The sequence below is a fragment of the Anabaena sp. FACHB-1391 genome, from assembly GCF_014696755.1.
Lineage (GTDB): Bacteria > Cyanobacteriota > Cyanobacteriia > Cyanobacteriales > Nostocaceae > Dolichospermum > Dolichospermum planctonicum.
Genome location: NZ_JACJQS010000001.1, coordinates 123012 through 142597, shown reverse-complemented (window position 1 = coordinate 142597; position 19586 = coordinate 123012). Strand labels below are relative to the sequence as shown.

Annotated in this window: 16 protein-coding genes and 1 pseudogene; 10 read left to right on the top strand and 7 right to left on the bottom strand. The window is 36.8% G+C overall.

Annotation, left to right across the window (positions count from 1 at the left end; genetic code table 11):
- The first annotated feature begins 13 nt into the window (after positions 1–13).
- Positions 14–274: a photosystem I reaction center subunit PsaK gene (gene psaK / locus H6F62_RS00730; RefSeq protein ID WP_028083052.1), complete on the top strand. Its 261-nt coding sequence runs from the start codon at positions 14–16 to the stop codon at positions 272–274.
- A gap of 223 nt (positions 275–497) precedes the next feature.
- Complete coding sequence (locus H6F62_RS00725; RefSeq protein ID WP_190371082.1) at positions 498–992, top strand: ureidoglycolate lyase; 495 nt, start codon at positions 498–500, stop codon at positions 990–992.
- 8 nt (positions 993–1000) lie between these two features.
- On the opposite strand, the gene H6F62_RS00720 is transcribed toward H6F62_RS00725, so the two are convergent.
- Positions 1001–1417 (bottom strand): NUDIX hydrolase, encoded by a 417-nt coding sequence (locus tag H6F62_RS00720; RefSeq protein ID WP_137906488.1) that lies wholly within the window; start codon positions 1415–1417, stop codon positions 1001–1003.
- Positions 1418–1678: 261 nt separating this feature from the next.
- Here H6F62_RS00720 and H6F62_RS00715 point away from each other — a divergent pair, with 261 nt between their 5' ends.
- Positions 1679–2416: a cytochrome c biogenesis protein CcdA gene (locus H6F62_RS00715; protein WP_137906487.1), complete on the top strand. Its 738-nt coding sequence runs from the start codon at positions 1679–1681 to the stop codon at positions 2414–2416.
- A gap of 3 nt (positions 2417–2419) precedes the next feature.
- On the top strand, positions 2420–3799 hold the full coding sequence (locus tag H6F62_RS00710) for a cytochrome c biogenesis protein (RefSeq protein WP_190371081.1): 1380 nt from the start codon (positions 2420–2422) through the stop codon (positions 3797–3799).
- Positions 3800–3898: 99 nt separating this feature from the next.
- Here the strand turns inward: H6F62_RS00710 and hisG are convergent, their stop codons facing one another.
- Positions 3899–4543 (bottom strand): ATP phosphoribosyltransferase, encoded by a 645-nt coding sequence (gene hisG / locus H6F62_RS00705; protein WP_137906539.1) that lies wholly within the window; start codon positions 4541–4543, stop codon positions 3899–3901.
- A gap of 75 nt (positions 4544–4618) precedes the next feature.
- Between hisG and rppA the strand changes: the two genes are divergently transcribed.
- Entirely contained in the window at positions 4619–5311 is a 693-nt protein-coding gene (rppA, locus tag H6F62_RS00700; RefSeq protein WP_137906485.1) for a two-component system response regulator RppA, read from the top strand.
- 159 nt (positions 5312–5470) lie between these two features.
- On the opposite strand, the gene H6F62_RS00695 is transcribed toward rppA, so the two are convergent.
- Together H6F62_RS00695 and H6F62_RS00690 are read right to left on the bottom strand one after the other, a co-directional pair.
- On the bottom strand, positions 5471–5851 hold the full coding sequence (locus tag H6F62_RS00695; protein WP_137906484.1) for a hypothetical protein: 381 nt from the start codon (positions 5849–5851) through the stop codon (positions 5471–5473).
- A gap of 46 nt (positions 5852–5897) precedes the next feature.
- Positions 5898–7574 (bottom strand): AarF/UbiB family protein, encoded by a 1677-nt coding sequence (locus tag H6F62_RS00690; RefSeq protein ID WP_190371080.1) that lies wholly within the window; start codon positions 7572–7574, stop codon positions 5898–5900.
- Positions 7575–7874: 300 nt separating this feature from the next.
- On the opposite strand from H6F62_RS00690, the pseudogene H6F62_RS00685 reads away from it, so the two are divergent.
- The 3 genes and pseudogenes from H6F62_RS00685 to H6F62_RS00675 all read left to right on the top strand — a co-directional run bounded on the left by H6F62_RS00685 (position 7875) and on the right by H6F62_RS00675 (position 9152).
- Positions 7875–8325 (top strand): annotated as a pseudogene (locus H6F62_RS00685) (hypothetical protein).
- An 83-nt stretch (positions 8326–8408) separates the two neighbouring features.
- Entirely contained in the window at positions 8409–8705 is a 297-nt protein-coding gene (locus H6F62_RS00680; protein WP_051347516.1) for a hypothetical protein, read from the top strand.
- A complete protein-coding gene (locus H6F62_RS00675; protein ID WP_137906482.1) occupies positions 8706–9152 on the top strand; it encodes a type II toxin-antitoxin system VapC family toxin in 447 nt (148 codons plus the stop codon).
- Positions 9153–9176: 24 nt separating this feature from the next.
- Here H6F62_RS00675 and H6F62_RS00670 read toward each other — a convergent pair whose 3' ends face one another.
- The 3 genes from H6F62_RS00670 to H6F62_RS00660 all read right to left on the bottom strand — a co-directional run bounded on the left by H6F62_RS00670 (position 9177) and on the right by H6F62_RS00660 (position 15432).
- A complete protein-coding gene (locus H6F62_RS00670; RefSeq protein ID WP_190371079.1) occupies positions 9177–11351 on the bottom strand; it encodes a tetratricopeptide repeat protein in 2175 nt (724 codons plus the stop codon).
- On the bottom strand, positions 11311–12654 hold the full coding sequence (locus tag H6F62_RS00665; RefSeq protein ID WP_137906480.1) for a P-loop NTPase fold protein: 1344 nt from the start codon (positions 12652–12654) through the stop codon (positions 11311–11313). The genes H6F62_RS00670 and H6F62_RS00665 overlap by 41 nt, the downstream gene beginning before the upstream one ends.
- Before the next feature lie 204 nt (positions 12655–12858).
- Positions 12859–15432 (bottom strand): M1 family metallopeptidase, encoded by a 2574-nt coding sequence (locus H6F62_RS00660; protein ID WP_190371078.1) that lies wholly within the window; start codon positions 15430–15432, stop codon positions 12859–12861.
- A gap of 441 nt (positions 15433–15873) precedes the next feature.
- Here H6F62_RS00660 and H6F62_RS00655 point away from each other — a divergent pair, with 441 nt between their 5' ends.
- Together H6F62_RS00655 and H6F62_RS00650 are read left to right on the top strand one after the other, a co-directional pair.
- Positions 15874–17523, top strand: coding sequence for a DUF3352 domain-containing protein (locus tag H6F62_RS00655; protein ID WP_137906478.1), 1650 nt, complete (start codon positions 15874–15876; stop codon positions 17521–17523).
- 157 nt (positions 17524–17680) lie between these two features.
- A complete protein-coding gene (locus tag H6F62_RS00650) occupies positions 17681–19462 on the top strand; it encodes a M61 family metallopeptidase (RefSeq protein ID WP_190371077.1) in 1782 nt (593 codons plus the stop codon).
- Positions 19463–19586 lie beyond the last annotated feature (124 nt).

The window sequence follows — 19586 nt, the reverse complement described above, 5'->3', positions numbered from 1 at the left end:
GGAGTAAATTTAGATGTTAACTTCAACTTTGTTGGCTACAGCTACAACAACGTTAGAATGGAGTCCCAATATTGGCATCATTATGATTGTAGCCAATATTTTTGCGATCGCTGTGGGCAAATTTACCATTCAGCAGCCTAACGCTAAACCAGAATTACCAGCGCCTCAATTTTTCGGTGGTTTTGGTTTACCCGCTGTATTAGCAACTGCTTCTTTTGGACATATCTTGGGAGCCGGTATTATTTTAGGACTACATTACATTGGCAAAATCTAAATTTTGCTAACTGGAAATTAGAGGAAGGAAAATATATTTCCTCTCTCTTTTTCTCGGTATTACAGTGGTGCGGGCATCTTGCCCGCATTGTAGCTCATTCAAGCTGAACTTGCTGTATTTTTCGCGCCAAGCTGCAAGGTTGCAAAGTCGCAAAGTTTGAGATTTCAAATCTTGGTTTTTTCTAATTTAATTCAGTCACACCTAAATATTTAGTCAAGAACTTATGAGTACATTATCAAAAATACAAAAATTACCATCTCAATTAATTACACCAGAGAATTTTCAACCCTATGGACAGGTAATATATGTAAGTAAAGATGGCAAAAATTTTGATCAAGAAGATGCACAATTAAATTTACAAAATGGTATTCCCCGTTTTTATATTATGCGGTTACAGGAAAAAGGTAGAAAATTTCACCACATTACTCGTCATGTCAAATGTACTCAATGTTTGGGTTCTTTAGATGGTAAAGATTGGTTCATGGTAGTTTGTCCACCAAATAATCATATAAATGAGCCTGAATTATCAAAAATTGCGGCTTTTCAGATTCCCGGTAGTTGTTTTATTAAATTAGATGTGGGAACTTGGCACGCAGGACCATATTTTGATCATGAGTTTGTAGATTTTTATAATTTAGAATTAAGTGATACAAATTTAGTAGACCATTTTACCCATAATTATCTCAAAAGTCATAATTTGTCCTTTGAGATAATTTAAATACTCTTTTATTGGTTCATTATTAATGAAGTCTGAATAATTCTTTTTAGTGAATTTTCCTTCACTAATTCAGCAGCTTGGTTAACTTCTAACCATTTTCTTTCTCTTGCAGTGGCTTCTGGCCAATCTTCTAATACTTCTTCTACAGGTAATAAAAATAAATTTACTCGATAGATATTCCCCCGTTTTCGATATTTATAATTACCCAATTTTTCCGTTGTGACTCTACCTAAAACTCCCGCTTCTTCCCATGCTTCCTTTGCTGCTGACTCATGAGGACTCATACCTTTACAAAGTCCCCCTTTAGGAATCACCCAACCTTGACGTTTACGAGTTGTAATTAATAAAATTTCTACTTTTCCCTCTATTATTCTATAGGGAATAACTCCAGATTGTTGTAAAACTTTGCTGGTTTTCTGAGCCATGGTGGTAGATTCCTTTTCAACTACTATTTTCTGTTTTATGCGGATATTTGATGTTGATTTGATCCTAAAATAATCTTCAGGATAATTAACCTGATTATGGGCAATCTTTACTATAAATTCATCAATCTTTCACAAAAATCCGGGAAAATATCTGGCAACACCCTAATTAATCCTAATTAATATTTACTTGTTTTCATCACTTGATCACCCAAAATATGTTAAAATTCAACCAGAGTAAGCATTTTTTACTTAAACATACTCATGTTAGAAATTCTAGAAACCCGAATTTACGAACTGGAACAATTTGCTAATACCCTGGTTACTAACCAACTCACCCACTTAAGTATTGTGAGTATTGGCATTATTTTTACTGCGGGCTTGCTTACGAGTCTCACGCCCTGTATGCTGTCTATGTTGCCCATTACTATTGGCTATATTGGTGGTTATGAAGCTAAAACCCGCTTGCAAGCAGCAGTTCAATCAACTTGGTTTGCGTTAGGATTAGCAACTACACTGGCAGGAATGGGCATTATAGCAGGTTTAATAGGTAAAGTCTACGGTCAAATAGGAATTGGTTTACCAATTATTGTCAGTATTATTGCTATTATTATGGGATTAAACTTATTAGAAGCATTACCCATACAATTTCCTTCTTTAAATGACACTTGGATTTCTGAAGATTTGCCACCCGGAGTGCGTTCCTACTCCATTGGGTTAACATTTGGGTTGGTTGCTTCCCCCTGTAGCACACCAGTTTTAGCGAGTTTATTGGGTTGGGTTGCTAATAGCCAAGATTTAGTTTTAGGTGCTGTTTTACTACTTGCTTATACAGCGGGATATGTAGCTCCATTAATTTTAGCAGGTACGTTTACTGCTAGTATTAAAAAACTATTAGAATTGCGCCGTTGGTCTGGCTGGATAAATCCTGTTAGCGGGGCATTATTAGTAGGTTTTGGTGTTTTTTCCTTAGTTTCTCGTATCCCTATTAGTAGTTTCTAAATAATGACTTTAGATCAAACAACATCCACAGAATTAATTTGGTGGTTAATACCTGGGAAATTTATGCGGCGAAAAATTTTACCCATATTAACTGATTTACGTTTGGCAATTATCCTCTTATTAGTAATTGCCTTATTTAGTGTTAGTGGTACTGTCATTGAACAAGGACAATTACCTGCATTTTACCAATCTAACTATCCAGAACATCCCGCTTTATTTGGGTTTCTCACTTGGAAAGTTATTCAAGTAGTCGGGTTAGATCATGTATATCGAACTTGGTGGTTTTTGAGTTTATTAGTTCTATTTGGAACGAGTTTAACAGCTTGTACTTTTACTCGTCAATTACCAGCCCTGAAAGCTGCTCAAAAATGGAAATATTACGAAGAACCTCGCCAATTTCAAAAATTAGCTTTGAGTGCTGAATTAGATGGTGTTTCCCTACAGTCAATTACGCCAATTTTGCAGCAAAAAAGTTATCGTATTTTCCAGGATAAAGATGATATTCTTTATGCTCGTAAAGGTATAATTGGTCGTATTGGTCCGATCATTGTTCACATTGGTATTGTTGCCATTTTATTAGGCGGAATTTGTGGATCAATGACGGGATTTATGGCTCAAGAAATGATTTCTAGTGGGGATACATTCCAAGTAAAAAATATTGTTGATGCTGGTGCTTGGTCTTCTCAAGATGTGTTAAAAGATTGGTCTGTGCGTGTCAATCGCTTTTGGATTGATTACACACCAACGGGAGGAATTGACCAATTTTATTCAGATATGTCTGTGCTGAATAATCGGGGTGAAGAAGTTAATCATGAGAAGATTTATGTTAACAAACCTCTGCGTTATCATGGTGTAGTTTTCTATCAAACAGATTGGGGAATTTCCAGCGTTCAGGTAAGATTAAATAAAAGTCCAATTTTCCAATTACCAATGGCACAATTAGACACCAAAGGTAAAGGTAGAATTTGGGGAACTTGGATACCAACAAAACCTGATTTAAGCGAAGGTGTTTCCCTATTAGCCAAAGATTTACAAGGAATGGTATTAATTTATGATGCTCAAGGTAAATTAATTAATACTGTGCGTGCAGGAATGTCTATCCCTGTAAATGGAGTCAATTTAAAAATTATTGATGTCATTGGTAGTACAGGTTTACAAATTAAATTTGATCCTGGTATTCCCATTGTTTATACTGGCTTTGGTTTATTAATGTTGGGTGTAGTCATGAGTTATTTTTCCCATTCCCAAATTTGGGCTTTACAAAAAGGTGAGACTTTATATATTGGGGGTAAAACTAACCGCGCTCAAGTTGCATTTGAACAAGAAGTTTTGACAATTTTAGATCAACTTAGTTCGGTCAGCAAAATAGAAAAAGGTGAATAATTTTGTAGGTTGGGTTGAGGCTTTGGGAAATCCAAAAAAATCTCGAAAATGTTGGTTTTTATTCTTCAACCCAACCTACTAATTGCTTATACTAATAAATTAAACTGGGTTGAGTATTTCTAACCGCATTTGTTCAATTAATTGATGTAAATTACCTGTATTCAAACGGTAGCTTAAAGGGTGAACAATTAACCGCGCTGTACTTTCATACAAAGTGGCAATTTCAATTAAACCATTTTCCTTTAAAGTTTTGCCTGTGGAAACTAAATCAACAATTGCTTCTGACATTCCCGTAATTGGACCCAATTCCACAGAACCATACAAAGGGACAATTTCTATGGGTAAATCTAAACCTTGGAAATATTCTCGCGCACAATTTACATATTTAGAAGCAACCCGACCATGTGCGGGTAAATCTAAAGGAGATTTGTAAGAACTGTTTGCTTTTACAGCCACAGACATTCGACAATATCCAAACTTTAAATCTACTAATTGCGCTACTTGGGGCTGTTTTTCTCTAATAACATCGTAACCCACAACTCCCAACTGTGCTTGACCATATTCTACATAAACAGGCACATCTTGCGCTCGGACTAACAGCCCTTTGGCTTGTCCACTAGTATCAGGAATTTGCAATTGACGGTTTCCTGATTCTAAGAAAGCACTAAAATCTAATCCCACAGATTGTAATAGCTGAAGAGTAGGTTTAAGTAATACACCTTTTGGTATGGCAACAGTTAACATTCTTTTTTTGATGTCCTTAATGTGTTTATAATTCACTATATTGAGAATATATCTATATTGTCCATTACCAACAAAATGAAAATTTTATTAGTTGATGATGAAATTGAACTAACTGACCCTTTAAGTCGTCTTTTAACCCGTGAAGGTTACAGTGTTGATACTACTTATGATGGCATCAGTGGCAGCAATTTGACAAAAATAGGCAGTTATGATCTACTGATTTTAGATTGGATGTTACCAGGAAAAACGGGGTTGGAGATTTGCCAGGAATTACGTTCTCAAGGTAAAACAACTCCTGTGTTATTTCTGACGGCCAAAGATACTCTTGATGATAGAGTTCAAGGTTTAGACGCGGGTGCTGATGATTATTTGGTAAAACCTTTTGAATTGCGGGAATTACTAGCAAGAGTTCGGGCTTTATTGCGTCGTGGTGGTACAGAATCTCATAGCAATATAACGGGAAAATTAATTGTAGGAGATTTAGAACTTGATATCCAAAATCAAATAGCTTATCGTCACGGAAGAATGATTGAACTCTCGCAAAAAGAAAGTCAGTTATTACAATACTTTATGGAAAACACTGGACAATTATTAACTCATGCCCAAATTTTACAGCATTTATGGCAACATGAGGAACAACCTAATAGTAATGTTGTTCCCGCTTTAATTCGTCTGTTGCGTCGTAAGGTAGAAGTAGGGAATAAAACTCAACTTATTTATACTGTTTATGGGAAAGGTTATCGTTTTGGAAGTATTTTCATTGAATGAACTGAGAAGTTTTGGCGGTTAGAAACCGCGTCTACATAAATAAAACCCCCTAACCCCCTTGACTAAGAGAAAAGAGGGTATTTAAAGGTCTCTCCTCTAAGCCAGGAGAGGTTTACAAAAGGGTTTTATTTATACATTTGATGACTTTTCAAACATCTATTAAGACCAAGAATCTAAATCTAGAGATTGCATGCCTTGACTTTTCACATAATCTAGCAAACCTCCTAATTGCCACCAAAGAAATACACAAGTTAACAAACTTATTGGTAAACCCACACCCAAAGCCAGTTCAGAGGGAAAACCGAATATCTCTAAACCGCAAGCAAGAAATAAACAAACACCACTTGTAATACCAATAAATGGGACTAATAATTGTTTATAAAAAGAACGAGTATTAGTATTTTCTTGAGTAGACTTATCATCAGGCCATTGCTGGACAATTACTTTTAATGTCCCAGATAGAGCCAGACCAGAAGTTAAAGCCGTGAGAAAACCAACTAATAGTAAAAAGTAGGGCGGTTGTAAAGGGTAATAGTACATGAAAACTCCTGGTTGTTATTAAAATTCGTTTTTATTTGGTAACAAATTACTTTGCTAAAATAGCTGCTACACTTTCTTTGGAAAACTCTGTTAACAGGCTAATTGCCACATTTAGTAAGCGATTTGGTGGTAAATCATCCTTGACCAAATCCCATAAGCGTTGGACTTCTTCCGTGTGTAAACGGTCATCTTCGGTCAGGGCTAATACCAACTGACGACGTAAGAATTTACCTTCTTCTGAGAGTATAAATTCCAGACCCATTCGCGCTGTTGGTAAAACATCAAATTGACTATCAGTACGAGCAATGGTAATCAGGTTTTCTAACCGTTGCCATTGAAATTTACCATCTTTAAACAATACATTCAATAGCCGCCGCCGTAGTGCGGGAGATTCTCCAGTTAATAACCGCCGTGCTATGTAAGGATAACCAACTTCTACGATTTTGAAATTGGGGTTGAGACTTAGCGCAATACCCTCTTGTGTCACGAGAGAACGAATAATTAAAGCAAATTTCGCCGGGACACGGAAAGGATATTCATACATCAATTCCGAAAACTCATCAGTAATGGTTTTGAAGTTAAAGTCATTGACATTTTTACCAATAGCGTTTCCTAGTACGGCTTCCAATGCTGGTACAATGGGGGCAATATTGGTATTTGCAGTTAAAAAGCCCAATTTGACAAAATCTGCTGCTAAATCGGCGTAATCCTTGTTTACTAAATGCACTAAGGCATCAACTAAACTTTCTTTGGTTGTTTCCTCCAATTGATCCATCATGCCAAAATCAATGTAAGCCATGCGACCATCGGACATGGCGAACAAATTACCTGGATGAGGATCAGCATGAAAAAAACCATGCTCTAATAGTTGTTGTAACCCAGTAGTTACACCTATTTGAATAATTGCTTCTGGGTCTAAACCTACGGCTTGGATATTTTGAGTGTCTGTGAGTTTAAAGCCGTTAATCCATTCCAGAGTTAAAACATGATTACTGGTATAATTCCAATAAATACCTGGAACTTTTACTTGGGGGTCATTACGGAAATTATGGGCAAACTTTTCCGCATTGCGCCCTTCATTGATGTAATCAATTTCCTCAAATAACTTTGTGCCAAACTCGTCTACAATTAAAGTTAAATCGTGACCGAGATTCAGTGGTAGCCAGGGTGCGAGCCAACTGGCAACCCAACGCATGAGGTACAGGTCTTTTGTCAGTAAGGGGCGTAAATTGGGGCGTTGTACCTTCACAGCCACTTCTTCTCCACTGACCAGGCACCCGTGGTAGACTTGACCTAAACTGGCCGCTGCTACCGGCTGAGGGGAAAGATCGCGGAAAATCTCGCCAATGGAGCGATCTAACTCTGTTTCAATAATCTGATATGCTAGAGCATTATCAAAAGGTGGTAACTGGTCTTGTAGCTTTACTAGTTCTGCTAAAAAGTCTTTGCGGATTAAGTCAGGACGGGTTGAGAGAGCTTGACCAACTTTAATAAATGTCGGACCTAAACGGGTGAGTAAATTTCTTAACTCAATAGCTCTTTGTCCTTGATTTTCTTCGATTTGTTCTTGCCATTCGTCCCACTTGAGACTAAATACAAATCCCGCAAAAGACCAGATGATGCTCAGTAGTCGTCCCCAAACCAGCCAGGGACGGTAACGAAAGTAACGAGCGATCGCTTCTGGATTATACTGTTTTAATTCAGTAGATTGATACTGACCCACGCCTTTATTTGCCTCTCCAACTGGGAATTTTACACCGTCGCCATGATCCCGTGCTAACTTAGTTGTTTGTACAGGATCACGGTAGTTTTCTCTTGAGAAAAAAACTTTAACCGCATCTAGCAGCAGTAGCTAACTAACTGAGCCTCTTGAGCTAGATATATTGATATTTTTCTTAATTATACTTTATAAAAGTACAAACTTTTTGTGTATATTGGTGACATTTTATCATTTCTTAATGACTAAACCTTTTCTATAATGTAGTTAATTTTGTCACCACTCAGTAAAAAATCTGAATTAGTTATGCAAATCACTAATAGTGAAATCCAAGCTATGCGGGAATTAATGCCCGATTATACCCCTGGACCCCGAAGCAATGGATCATTTAGAAAGGCACAATGGCGACATGGAAAGGGCTTTTCAAGATTTATGGCAGGCAAAAAATGGTCAAGCTATGATGGGGAGAGATAAGTCACCGTTACAAATCACCCTCAAAGCCTTGCGAAATGAACTTTGTGGTGATGACGGGTTTCGTGGTCAAATCAAAGAATATACCAAAAATCCCAGTAGTTCTCCTTTACTCACTGGTGTGATAGTTTTCTGAGTGGGTTTAGCTTCATCCAGTGGTTTACCTCTTGATCCGGCGATCGCCACTGTGATAGTTTTATATATCCTGAAAATAGGGGTCAATATCTTTTGCGATTACACAGAACCGCCGGCTGCTAGTGGTGGAACTTTACCCCCAGCCAAATAATTTATGATGTAGAGGCGGGATTTCCCCGTCCTGGAAGTTTAGGAATTTAGGTTAGGTAAAAATATTCACAAATAACTCAAGTTATGAATACAGACGTTTTGCATTTTTTACAAGAATCACATAAACAGGATTTGGAAACAATCACTCAAATTTTGGTTGATATAACTAACCGTAATCCTGAAGAAATTAAACCATATTTAGATAGAATACTAACGCAATTGGTAAAACCGCAACAAGAAACTCAGGTTGATGAAACTGCTACTCCAGAACAAAAGATAGCTGCATTTCAAGCATGGGTAGAGAGTCACAAAAATCTGAATTTCCCAAACCTTTCTGATGAAGCAATCAGCCGCGAAAGTATTTATGGTGACAGGGGTTAAATGCCTTATCTTATAGACACAAATATATTATTACGTAGCGTTGATTTATCTCATCCCATGAATAGTGATGCTGTCAATGCTATCAATAAATTGCTAGGCCAGGGAGAAACATTACATATCGTCCCGCAAAACTTAATTGAGTTTTGGAATGTTTACACTCGTCCCATTGAGAGAAATGGATTAGGACGTACAGCAATAGAAGCAGAAGTAGAAATAAAACGATTAAAAACTATTTTTCATCTTGCTTTAGACACCGAAGCAGTTTATTCAGAATGGGAAGGGCTTGTTATTACTCATTCTGTTATTGGTATCAATGTGCATGATGCGAAACTTGTAGCTGCAATGCTTGTTCATGGGATAACTCACATTCTGACATTTAACACCAAGGATTTTGCTCGTTACTCGGAAATAATAGCTGTTAATCCCACAAAGATAGCGTCTGAATGAATCTGAAAACTCTATCTTTTAGCATCACTCTGGTAATCTCTCTAAATTCTCCCTCGCAATATTCCCCCAATATTCATCTTTATATTCAACAAATATCTCTAAGGCTGTTTGTAAATTTACCCTTGCTTCTGTATAATCTTCCTGTGTCTCTGCAAGTGTGCCTAAACAGTGGTAAGTTAAGGCTTGAGAATAGCGATCGCCAAATTCGATATAGATAGCTAAAGCTTTTTGATAAAAGTCCCGTGCTTGGGCATATTCTCGCATTTCTTGGGCTAATATTCCTAACTGGTGGTAAGTTGAGGCTTGAGAATATCTATCCCCAAATTCGATATAGATAGCTAAAGCTTGTTGATAAAAGTCCCGTGCTTGGGCATATTCCCGCATTTCTTCGGCTACTCTTCCCAATTGGTGGTAGATTCTAGCTTGAGAATAGCGATCGCCAAATTCGATACAGATAGCTAAAGCTTGTTGATAAAAGTCCCGTGCTTGGGCATATTCTCGCATTTGTTGGGCTAATATTCCTAACTGGTGGTAAGTTGAGGCTTGAGAATATCTATCCCCAAATTCGATTTTGATAGCTAAAGCTTGTTGATAATAGTCCCGTGCTTGGGCATATTCTCGCATTTCTTGGGCTACCATTCCCAAATTGTGGTATGTACCAGCTTGTTCATAGCGATCGCCAAATTCGATTTTGATAGCTAAAGCTTGTTGATAATAGTCCCGTGCTTGGGCATATTCTCGCATTTCTTGGGCTACCATTCCCAAATTGTGGTAAGTTGAGGCTTGAGAATATCTATCCCCAAATTCGATATAGATAGCTAAAGCTTGTTGATAAAAGTCCCGTGCTTGGGCATATTCCCGCATTTCTTCGGCTACTCTTCCCAATTGGTGGTAGATTCTAGCTTGAGAATAGCGATCGCCAAATTCGATACAGACAGCTAAAGCTTGTTGATAAAAGTCCCGTGCTTGGGCATATTCTCGCATTTGTTGGGCTAATATTCCCAAATTGTGGTAGGTTGCGGCTTGAGAAAAGCGATCGCCAAATTCGATAAAGATAGCTAAAGCTTGTTGATAATAGTCCCGTGCTTGGGCATATTCCCGCATTTCTTGGGCTAATATTCCCAACTGGTTGTAGGTTCGAGATTCGTTATCATGATCATCTAACTCTTGATAAATTGCTAAACACTGTTGATAATATTTCCTAGCTTCTAAAAATTGCCGTAAATTCAAATAAGCATTACCTAAATTAAACAAAGCATAACCTTCATAATCACGGTTATTTAATTTCCGCGCAATATCTAAACCCTGTTGATAATAATCAATCGCTGTTTCAAACTGCCTTTCCTCACTATAAGTATCACCAATTTTATTTAAAACCTGACGTTTAAAATTAACATCTGCTAATTTTTCCGCATTTTGCAAAGCTTCTGCTAAATATTCCCTCGCTGTTTTCGGTTGATGCTGACTAATATAAGCTGTTCCCAATTCTAATAAAATATTGCTATACCTGCGTAAATTACCATCATTCGTTTGCTCACCAGTAGGCTTATATTCCATTAATAAACTTTGTAAAATCTCAATTCTTTCTTGCTTTTCCTGTGGTTCTACTCTATCAATTTTTATATGAGATTCTAAAGTTTGAGTAATCGCTTTTTCTCTAGTTTTTTCTAAAGTTTTGAATCTAAATACACCAGAACGCCACGCCCAAAAATCAGGGGCAAATTTAGCTAAACGGTTAATAGCGTAATCTGGTAAAATAAATAATATAGGATAAGGAACGGTTTTTTTATAAGCGTCTCTGACAAAATTCAAATCTTGTAAAAAGGGTGGATATTCACCAAACACACCAATAGATTTTTCTAAACCTTGAATAATTAATATTAACTTTTTATTTGCTTCTTTCTCAATTTTTGCTAATTCCTGAATAATAGCATCACGTAAAAAGCGCAAATTAGGATCAGCAAATTTGAGAATTACAAATTGAATTTCCTCACATGGGGAATTTGTTTTTAATGCCTCAATTAATAACTCTCCATGAGGAGGGAAATTAATCTCAATAAATCCCAAAGTAAACTTTTCCGAAAAATCTATAAATGTCAATAATTCCGCCAAAATATCTTGATTTAGAGCGATAAATTGCCCCAATTCGGCGTTAAAATCATGTTGTAATTTCTGCCAGTGCTTTTCGGAATAATTCATTTTGCATCACCACTGGGTTAGGATAATTCCATCGGTTATCGCCATTGTATTCTAAAACAGAAGTATTAAACAGCATTAACTGTCCATTATCATCTTTACTGACATCTTTATTCAGATAAACTTGCGCTAACACTGGATAATGTTCTTCAGGAATAAACCTTTCAAAACTAAATTGTTGTTGTTTGATAGCATAAGTCACATCTTCTGCTAAAATTTTAGGATGCTTCTTCGTGCTTGCTGTGAGACAAGCTGACCTCATCATTTGCATTAGTTGACGCACATGACCACCACTGGCTTGAGCTAATTCTAGCAATTCCTGACGGGAATTAAACACAGCATCAACATCTACTCGTTTTTCAATTAAACTTGCTATGGCATCTAATCCAATTTGATTATAGTTTAAATCACGCCTATTTCGCTCAAATTGGTATATATTCACCATTGACACAGTGTGAGGATTACCATTAAACAATGCTAGGGGATTTTTCGGCGAACACAAAACAGAAATAGGAACTGTATAAATAATTGTACAATGCAGTTCTTGTAGTTGGGTTGCGTAATCAAAAAACAAATGGTTTGCAACTTGAGGAGGAGTGCGATCTAAGTTATCAAAAATAATTAATAATCCCTTATAGTTTGGATATTTTTTTCTCAATTTATTAGAAGCGTCATCTAACAATAGGTTGATATCTGCCTTGAGTCGAGAAATATCTTTTTCTAAAGTTTGGCGAATTGTCGTTTTTTGTTTATCAGAACCTTTGATTTGTGCCAATAACTTCACCATTAATTTTGCAATAAATGGCGCACCACCTTCTAAACTGGCTTCTGCTTCTACACTAACGGATTTTTCTACACTTTCTTCATTTTCTTCGGTAATTTCCTTAAACCAATTCTCAAAACTATTTAATAATTTTTGATCAAACTTTAACCCTAATTTTCGCAAAGTAAATTCAACTTGTTTGATGACAATTAAATATAAATCTGTATAGTTAGCATCATTAATATCTGTTTCTTCATTTACTTCTAAATAAATTACATGATAGTTTTGTTCCCATTGACTTTGAATCTTTTTTAATTCTGTACTTTTGCCTGAACCTCGATGTCCAGTAAATAAAATAGTGGTATAATCTCCAGATTCTTGAAAGTCTAAAGTTGTGCTTACACCCTCAACGGCTGAAGATTTACGTACTGCTGATAAATCAACATAGTATTTTGAAATTTCCGCAGGTTCTAGTGGTTCTAAAGTGCAAGCATTATAAGCAGATTTTAGAGTATTGGCACGTGGAAAGTTAGATTGATTCATAGATAAAGTAATATATTTAGGAATCTCAAGGAGTCAAATTGAATTTTAGTTGATTCCTTGCCATTTTCGTGATCCTGATTAAGAAAAAGAAAGTTACACTACTTGAAGTAATAACTACCTAACGATAATTATAGCGGGCAGGATGCCCGCACCACAAGATTTAGCCACGTCAGGATTGTAGAATTTAGCTGGGTAACAGCTTATTTACTTTGATTTGGCTTCTAGATTTTCCAAACGGCTTTTCAATTCCTGATTTTGCTGTTTGATTTGATCTAGTTCCTCCCGTAATTGCTTCAGGGTTTTGTCTGTGCCAATATTCTTTTGCACTTTGGCTATTTCTTCTTCAGCGTAGCGACGGACACGCCCATCTGCGGTTTGATTCGCTAAAGATTGCAAAATGGCGATCGCTTTTGGGGTTTCCATTTGTCCCAAGGCTGTCAAAACTGCTACCTGAGTTAAAAAGAATGTTTCCCTGGCGATTTCCGATAATCGATCTAAAATCCTTTCTATATTAGCAGGAGTTTGGCCAGTGGAAATTTTCCCGACAGCGCGAATTGCGGAGAGCCGTAAGGGTTGTGGTACACCTATTTTTGTGTATTCTAGTATTAAATTTAAAGCTGCTTCCGAGGCTTTAAATTCAGCTAAACCAGCTATAGCTCCACTACGAACTACTTCATTCCAACCCGCTCTTTCCTCTAATACAGATTTTAGCAGTTTAATTACTTTATCTTCATGGGGTTTATCTTCTAAATGCGCTGCTGCTATAGCCCCAACAGTTCTACAAGCGGCAGCTTCTACATAATAGCTCTCATCCCCATCCTGGACAAAACCCTTTACAGCCTTATAGCTATTATGAGTTTTTATTTGTGATAAAGCACTAATCACGGCTCGACGCACAAATGGACTAGGATCATTTAAGCCAACTAGCAAACCATCAAAGGCTTGATCTAGTTTAATTTCTGCTAATTGTTTAGCAGCTTCAACACGCACACCCCAGAATGTATCATTTTTCAAAGCAGAGGATAGAGCTTGAGTTGCTTCTAATCCGCCTTTTTTCGCTAAAGCTTCTGCTGCATAAATGCGAGAAATGGGGTGGGGATCAAATTCTAACTGGGCTTTCAATTCAGAAATTGGGTATTCTAAAGTAACGGTTTTTAAGTAATTATTCCCCACATCAAAACTAATAAAATCGGGTTTTTCTGTTAAAGGAAAGTAAAAACTTTGTTCTTTGTCATGTACCCGCACGGTAAAAGTTGTTAGCTGTGGATTTTCCTTATATCCAAAACCAATAGGAATTTTGAGATTAAATAAATCCTTACTTTCGGCTTTAGCTTGGGTTTGGGTGACTGTCACCTTAGCCAAATTTGCATCACTATCCCAGGAATAAGCTAGTTTAAAGTCAGGATGACCACCGCGAAAGACATATTGATCAAAAAGGAAAGCCAAATTCCGTCCAGTGGCTTTTTCAATGGCTCTTAATAAATCTATAGTTTCCACCGTGCGGTGAGCATTGTCCTGGACAAAAGTTTGGATAGCTGGCCAAAATAACTCATCTCCTAATTCTGCCCGAATCATGTGATAAACACAAGATCCTTTTTCATAAATATGGCGGTCATAAAGTTCGATGGCTTCTCGGTAAACATGAGTTACCATTGGCCTACGGTAGCGACTGCTATCTTCATTGAAATAACTTCGCGCTTCCGATAAGCGGTAATATGCGGCTTCTTGGGGACCATATTCCTGTTCTGTCCACATTACCTCGGAATAGGAAGCCATACCTTCCTTAATCCAAGCGTGAGACCAATGTTTAATGACTACCAAATCTCCAAACCATTGGTGTGCGAGTTCGTGGACGACTAAAGTTTCAGTATTACGGTTGTCTAATATGGCTCGTTCGTCTAGTAAGCATCTGTCAGTTAATAGAGTGGTGGAAGTATTTTCCATTCCTCCAAAAATAAAGTCATCTACACAAACTTGAGCATATTTGGGGAAAGGGTAAGGATAACCATACTTTTCGCTTAAAAACTCAATCATTTGGGGAGTTTTACCCATGCTGCGTCGAGCGTCTGCAATTCGTCTCTTTTCGACGTAATAGGTAACGGGTTTATTATGCCACTCATCCCGAATTTCCGCAAAGTCACCAACGGCCAAAGTCATTAAGTAAGTAGGATGAACTTGTTGTTGTGACCAATGGTAGCTGTTATGTTTTCCTTCTTCTACCATGTCAATTATTTCCCCGTTGGAGATAGCAACTAGGGGTTTAGGAACACAAACGCGAATTTCTGAAGTTGATAACTGTCCCGGGTAGTCGAAACAAGGAAACCAGTAGCGAGAGTCTTCGTCTTCTCCTTGAGTCCAGACTTGGGTGGGTTTGTCGGGGTAGTGTTTGTCTGGTTGAATAAAGTAAATTCCCCGCTGGGGTTTTTCAGCACAGTAATTAATCGCAATTATCAGACGAAGACCGATTTTTGTAGGTTGTGATAGGTGAATACAGAGCTTTTCCCCATCATATTCAAAATTTTGCTCAACTTCATCCACTTGTACCGATTTAATCTGGAGATTGACAGCATCCAAAGTTAACCTATCAATACCATTACGAATCGGTAATAAGCGAATACTACAAGTTCCGTAGCATCTTTGGTTGGGGATATCCAAACTCAGATCCAAAAAAATATGTTCTACCTGTCCGGGTCGGTCAGGGTTATAGTGTGGTTTTGCTCCTGGTAACTCAAACCGTTTATGTCCGGTTTTTTCGATATCAAAATGAAACTGCGACATTGATTATTACTAGCCTTATAGTCCTGAACCGTCTAGAGGAATGTGAGTTGTTGCTAAAGCAATAAGATATCATTTGCGGATTCAATTCTAACCATAGAGGAGTATTATTTAAAGCTAATTCCAATTTATTGGTGAGCATAAACTCCAGATTTTATCGGTAAATACGGTTAATTTAACGGAAATTAGTCATAAAAAATGGTTAAAGCTTGAAAACCGATGAGTTAAAGTTTTTCTACCACTTGATTGTAAACTGTGTTTATGATCGGGGTGTGTTTAACTCTTTTATACTCAATATACCATATCTGCTGGCATTAAGTAAACTGAGAAAAATCTGAAAATATACTTGATTTCCATCTGTTCTGGATTGGAGGAATCTCCAGCCACCCATTAGTATTTCATATCATCTGTCACAAATTTCAATAAAATCAGGATAGTTCACCAATGTCTGACAAGAAATCATCGTTTTTAATTCCTGTAATTGGTACTGCTGTAATCTTAGCAGGGGGTATAGCAGCTTATATATATCTTAAGAGTAATACAGATAGCTCTAGCCCTTTAGGCAGTGCTAAATTAGTACCACAAACCGCATTAATGGCAACTTATATTGACACTAATCCTGAAGCCTGGAATAAGTTGCACCAATTCGGTACACCTGAAGCACAGAAATTACTGACAAAAAGGTTACAGGCTTTTAACCAACAAATATGGAATGATAGTAATATCTCCTACGAAGCAGATATCAAACCTTGGGTTGGTGGTGTGATGATTGCGGTACTACCACCAGATGAAAAAAAGACACCTCCTATTAACTTAGGCTCACCCCCTGCACCAAATATTTTATTAGTAGTAGGTATTAAGGACAAAATAGCTGCGCTGAAATTTGCTAATAAGTTAAAAGATCAAAAAAACATCACAGCTAAGGAATCAGACTATAAAGGTGAAAAAATTATCGAAACCAAAGGTCAAGGTCAACCAAAATATACAACCGTTTTGAATAATGACCACTTACTGTTAACAGTAAATAGACAAACTGTAGAAAAAGCCATTGATACCTATAAAGGTGAACCTTCCTTTGCAACTAAGGAAGGTGCATACGATATTCTCAGCCAAGGTGTGGATGTTAAAAATAGTCTGGCTCAAATTTATGTCCCTGATTATGCCAACATGATACAAAAATTAAATTCCCAGTCTAAACAATTACCTCCCCAATCTCTGGCACAAATTAAGCAGGTGAAATCATTGGTAGCAGGTATGGGAGTAGATGATGCAGGACTGAGATTAAAAGCAACTGTGAATTTAGATCCCCAACTGAATAAATTTGAATATCAAACTACTTCAGCAAAAATTGTGGGACAATTTCCTAGTGAAACCTTCGCTTTAGCTAGTGGACAAGGTATTAGTAAAAGTTGGCAAACTTTTGTGCAACAATCTCAAGATTATCCTGAATTAAATCAAGGAATCCAACAAGCTCGGACACAACTAAAAACTGCACAAATTGATTTAGATAAAGATATTTTTGGGTGGATGAATGGAGAATTTGGCTTAGGTGCTGTAAAATCTAATCAAGGTTTATTAGCTAATGTCGGTTTTGGAGGTGCATTAGTATTAGATACAAGCGATCGCAAAACTGCTGAAGCCACTCTCACTAAACTTGATAATCTTGCTAAACAACAATCTCTCAATATTGCCCAAAAAAATATCGGTGGTAAAAACATTACAGAATGGCAAATTCCCCTACAAGGCGCTCTTGTTTCCCATGGTTGGCTAGATAATGATACTGTATTTCTAGCTATTGGCGGACCAATTGCGGAAACTCTAGCAAATCGTCAAGGTACAGCACTTGATCAGACTGATACCTTTAAAACTGTTACGGGTTCTTTGCAAAAACCCAATGGTGGTTATTTCTATTTAGATATGGACAAAACCACCGCCATAATTGAGCATTTATCCGCCCAAAGTCAACCCCTAACTCCAGATGCTACTGCTATCTTAACTTCTATGCGTGGCGTTGGTGTGACTGTGAATAGCCCTAGTAAATCAAAGACTGAAATGGAGATGTTATTTTCTCTCAAACCTGCTAAAGAGAAATAATACTCATTTTATCTAATTCATACGCGTAATCATGAATTACAGAACTTATACAAAACAGTGGGGGTAATTCATGAATTACCCCCACCAAGAAATAGAGAATAGGAAACAGAGTTAAAAATCTTTTGGTGTATGTTGACAATTTTATTCCTGAAACAAGATGACTAAACCAAGCGCACTACGTTTAAATGCTCAACTTCCAGAAATATCTCCCCAAATTCATTATTTAGTGGCAATGTCCCAACCAGAAATCCATCTGTTTGAAGTCACATTACACATTATTAATTATCCTTCAGAAATTCTTGATTTAAAAATGCCAGTGTGGACACCTGGATCATATTTGGTGCGGGAATATGAAAGAAATTTACAAGATTTTACCGCTTTTGCTAATACTGAAAATTTACCCTGGCGAAAAGTTAGTAAAAATCATTGGCAAGTAGAAAAAGGTGATATTTCTCAGGTAACTATATCTTATCGTATTTTCGCCAATGAACTATCAGTAAGAACAAATCATTTAGATGCCACTCACGGTTATTTTAATGGTGCAGCACTGTTTTTCAGACTCCCTAATTGGGAGAATTTACCCTTAAAAATAACTGTGATTCCCCCTCACCCCCAATGGCAAATAACCACTGCTTTACCAACTGTTTCAGAAACAAAAAATACTTTCTTAGCCGCAGATTTTGATACTTTAGTTGATAGTCCTTTTGAAATTGGTTGTCATCAATTATATAAGTTTGAGGTTTTGGATAAACCCCATGAGTTAGCAATTTGGGGAAAAGGTAATTTTCAACCACAAACAATGATTAATGATTTCCAAAAAATCATTGAAGTAGAAGCACAAATGTTTGGTGGTTTACCTTATGATAGATATGTGTTTTTACTGCATTTATTTCAGCAAGCTTTTGGTGGTTTAGAACATAAAAATTCTTGTTCTTTAATTTATCAAAGATTTGGATTTCAGACTCCAGATAAATATGAGCCGTTTTTACAATTAGTTGCCCATGAATTTTTTCATTTATGGAATGTGAAAAGAATTCGTCCCCAAGGTTTAGAAATATTCGATTATGATCAGGAAAACTATACACCATCTTTATGGTTTTGTGAGGGAACAACCAGTTATTATGATTTAATTATTCCTTTACGGGCAGGTATTTATAATACTCAGACATATTTAAACTATTTGAGTAAGGAAATTACCAGATATTTAATGACTCCCGGTCGCAAAGTACAACCTTTATCGGAGTCAAGTTTTGACGCTTGGATTAAACTTTATCGTCCAGATGCTAATAGTGGTAATTCCCAAATCTCCTATTATTTAAAAGGGGAAATGGTATCACTTTTGTTAGATTTATTAATTCGCGTTAATCATGAAAATAAACGTTCTTTAGATGATGTCATGCGGCAAATGTGGCAGCAATTTGGCAAGGCAGAAATTGGTTATACTCCTGAACAATTAGAGGAGGTAATTGAATCTGTAGCAGGTATGGATTTAGGAGATTTCTTTAAACGTTATCTTCATGGACTCGAAGATTTACCATTTAATCAATATTTGCCACATTTTGGTTTACAATTAGTAGAAGAAAAGAACGAAGAACCTTATTTAGGTGTGAGGATAAATAGCGAAAATGGTCGAGAAATAATTAAATTTGTGGAAGCAGATTCACCAGCACAAAAAGCAGGAATTGATCCGGGAGATGAATTATTAGCTATTGATGGAATTAAGGTAGGAAATCAGTTAAATGCACGATTGAAGGATTATCAAGCAAATGATTTGATCCAAGTTACTGTTTTCCATCAAGATGAATTGCGGACTTATTCTATCACCCTAGCAGCACCAATTCCTGGTAAATATCAACTTAAATCTGTGGAAAATCCCTCTTCTAGGGAAATGGAGAACTTTGTCGGTTGGTTAGGTGTACCGCTGTCAACTATTCAGTAATATCATAGATAAAAATGTCTGAATCAGGATATCCAGGATTTCAGAATGATCAGGATGAAAAAATATAGATAATTAAATCAAATCCCGGACATTCTCAAATCTTGTAAATCCCAATTCAGATCAA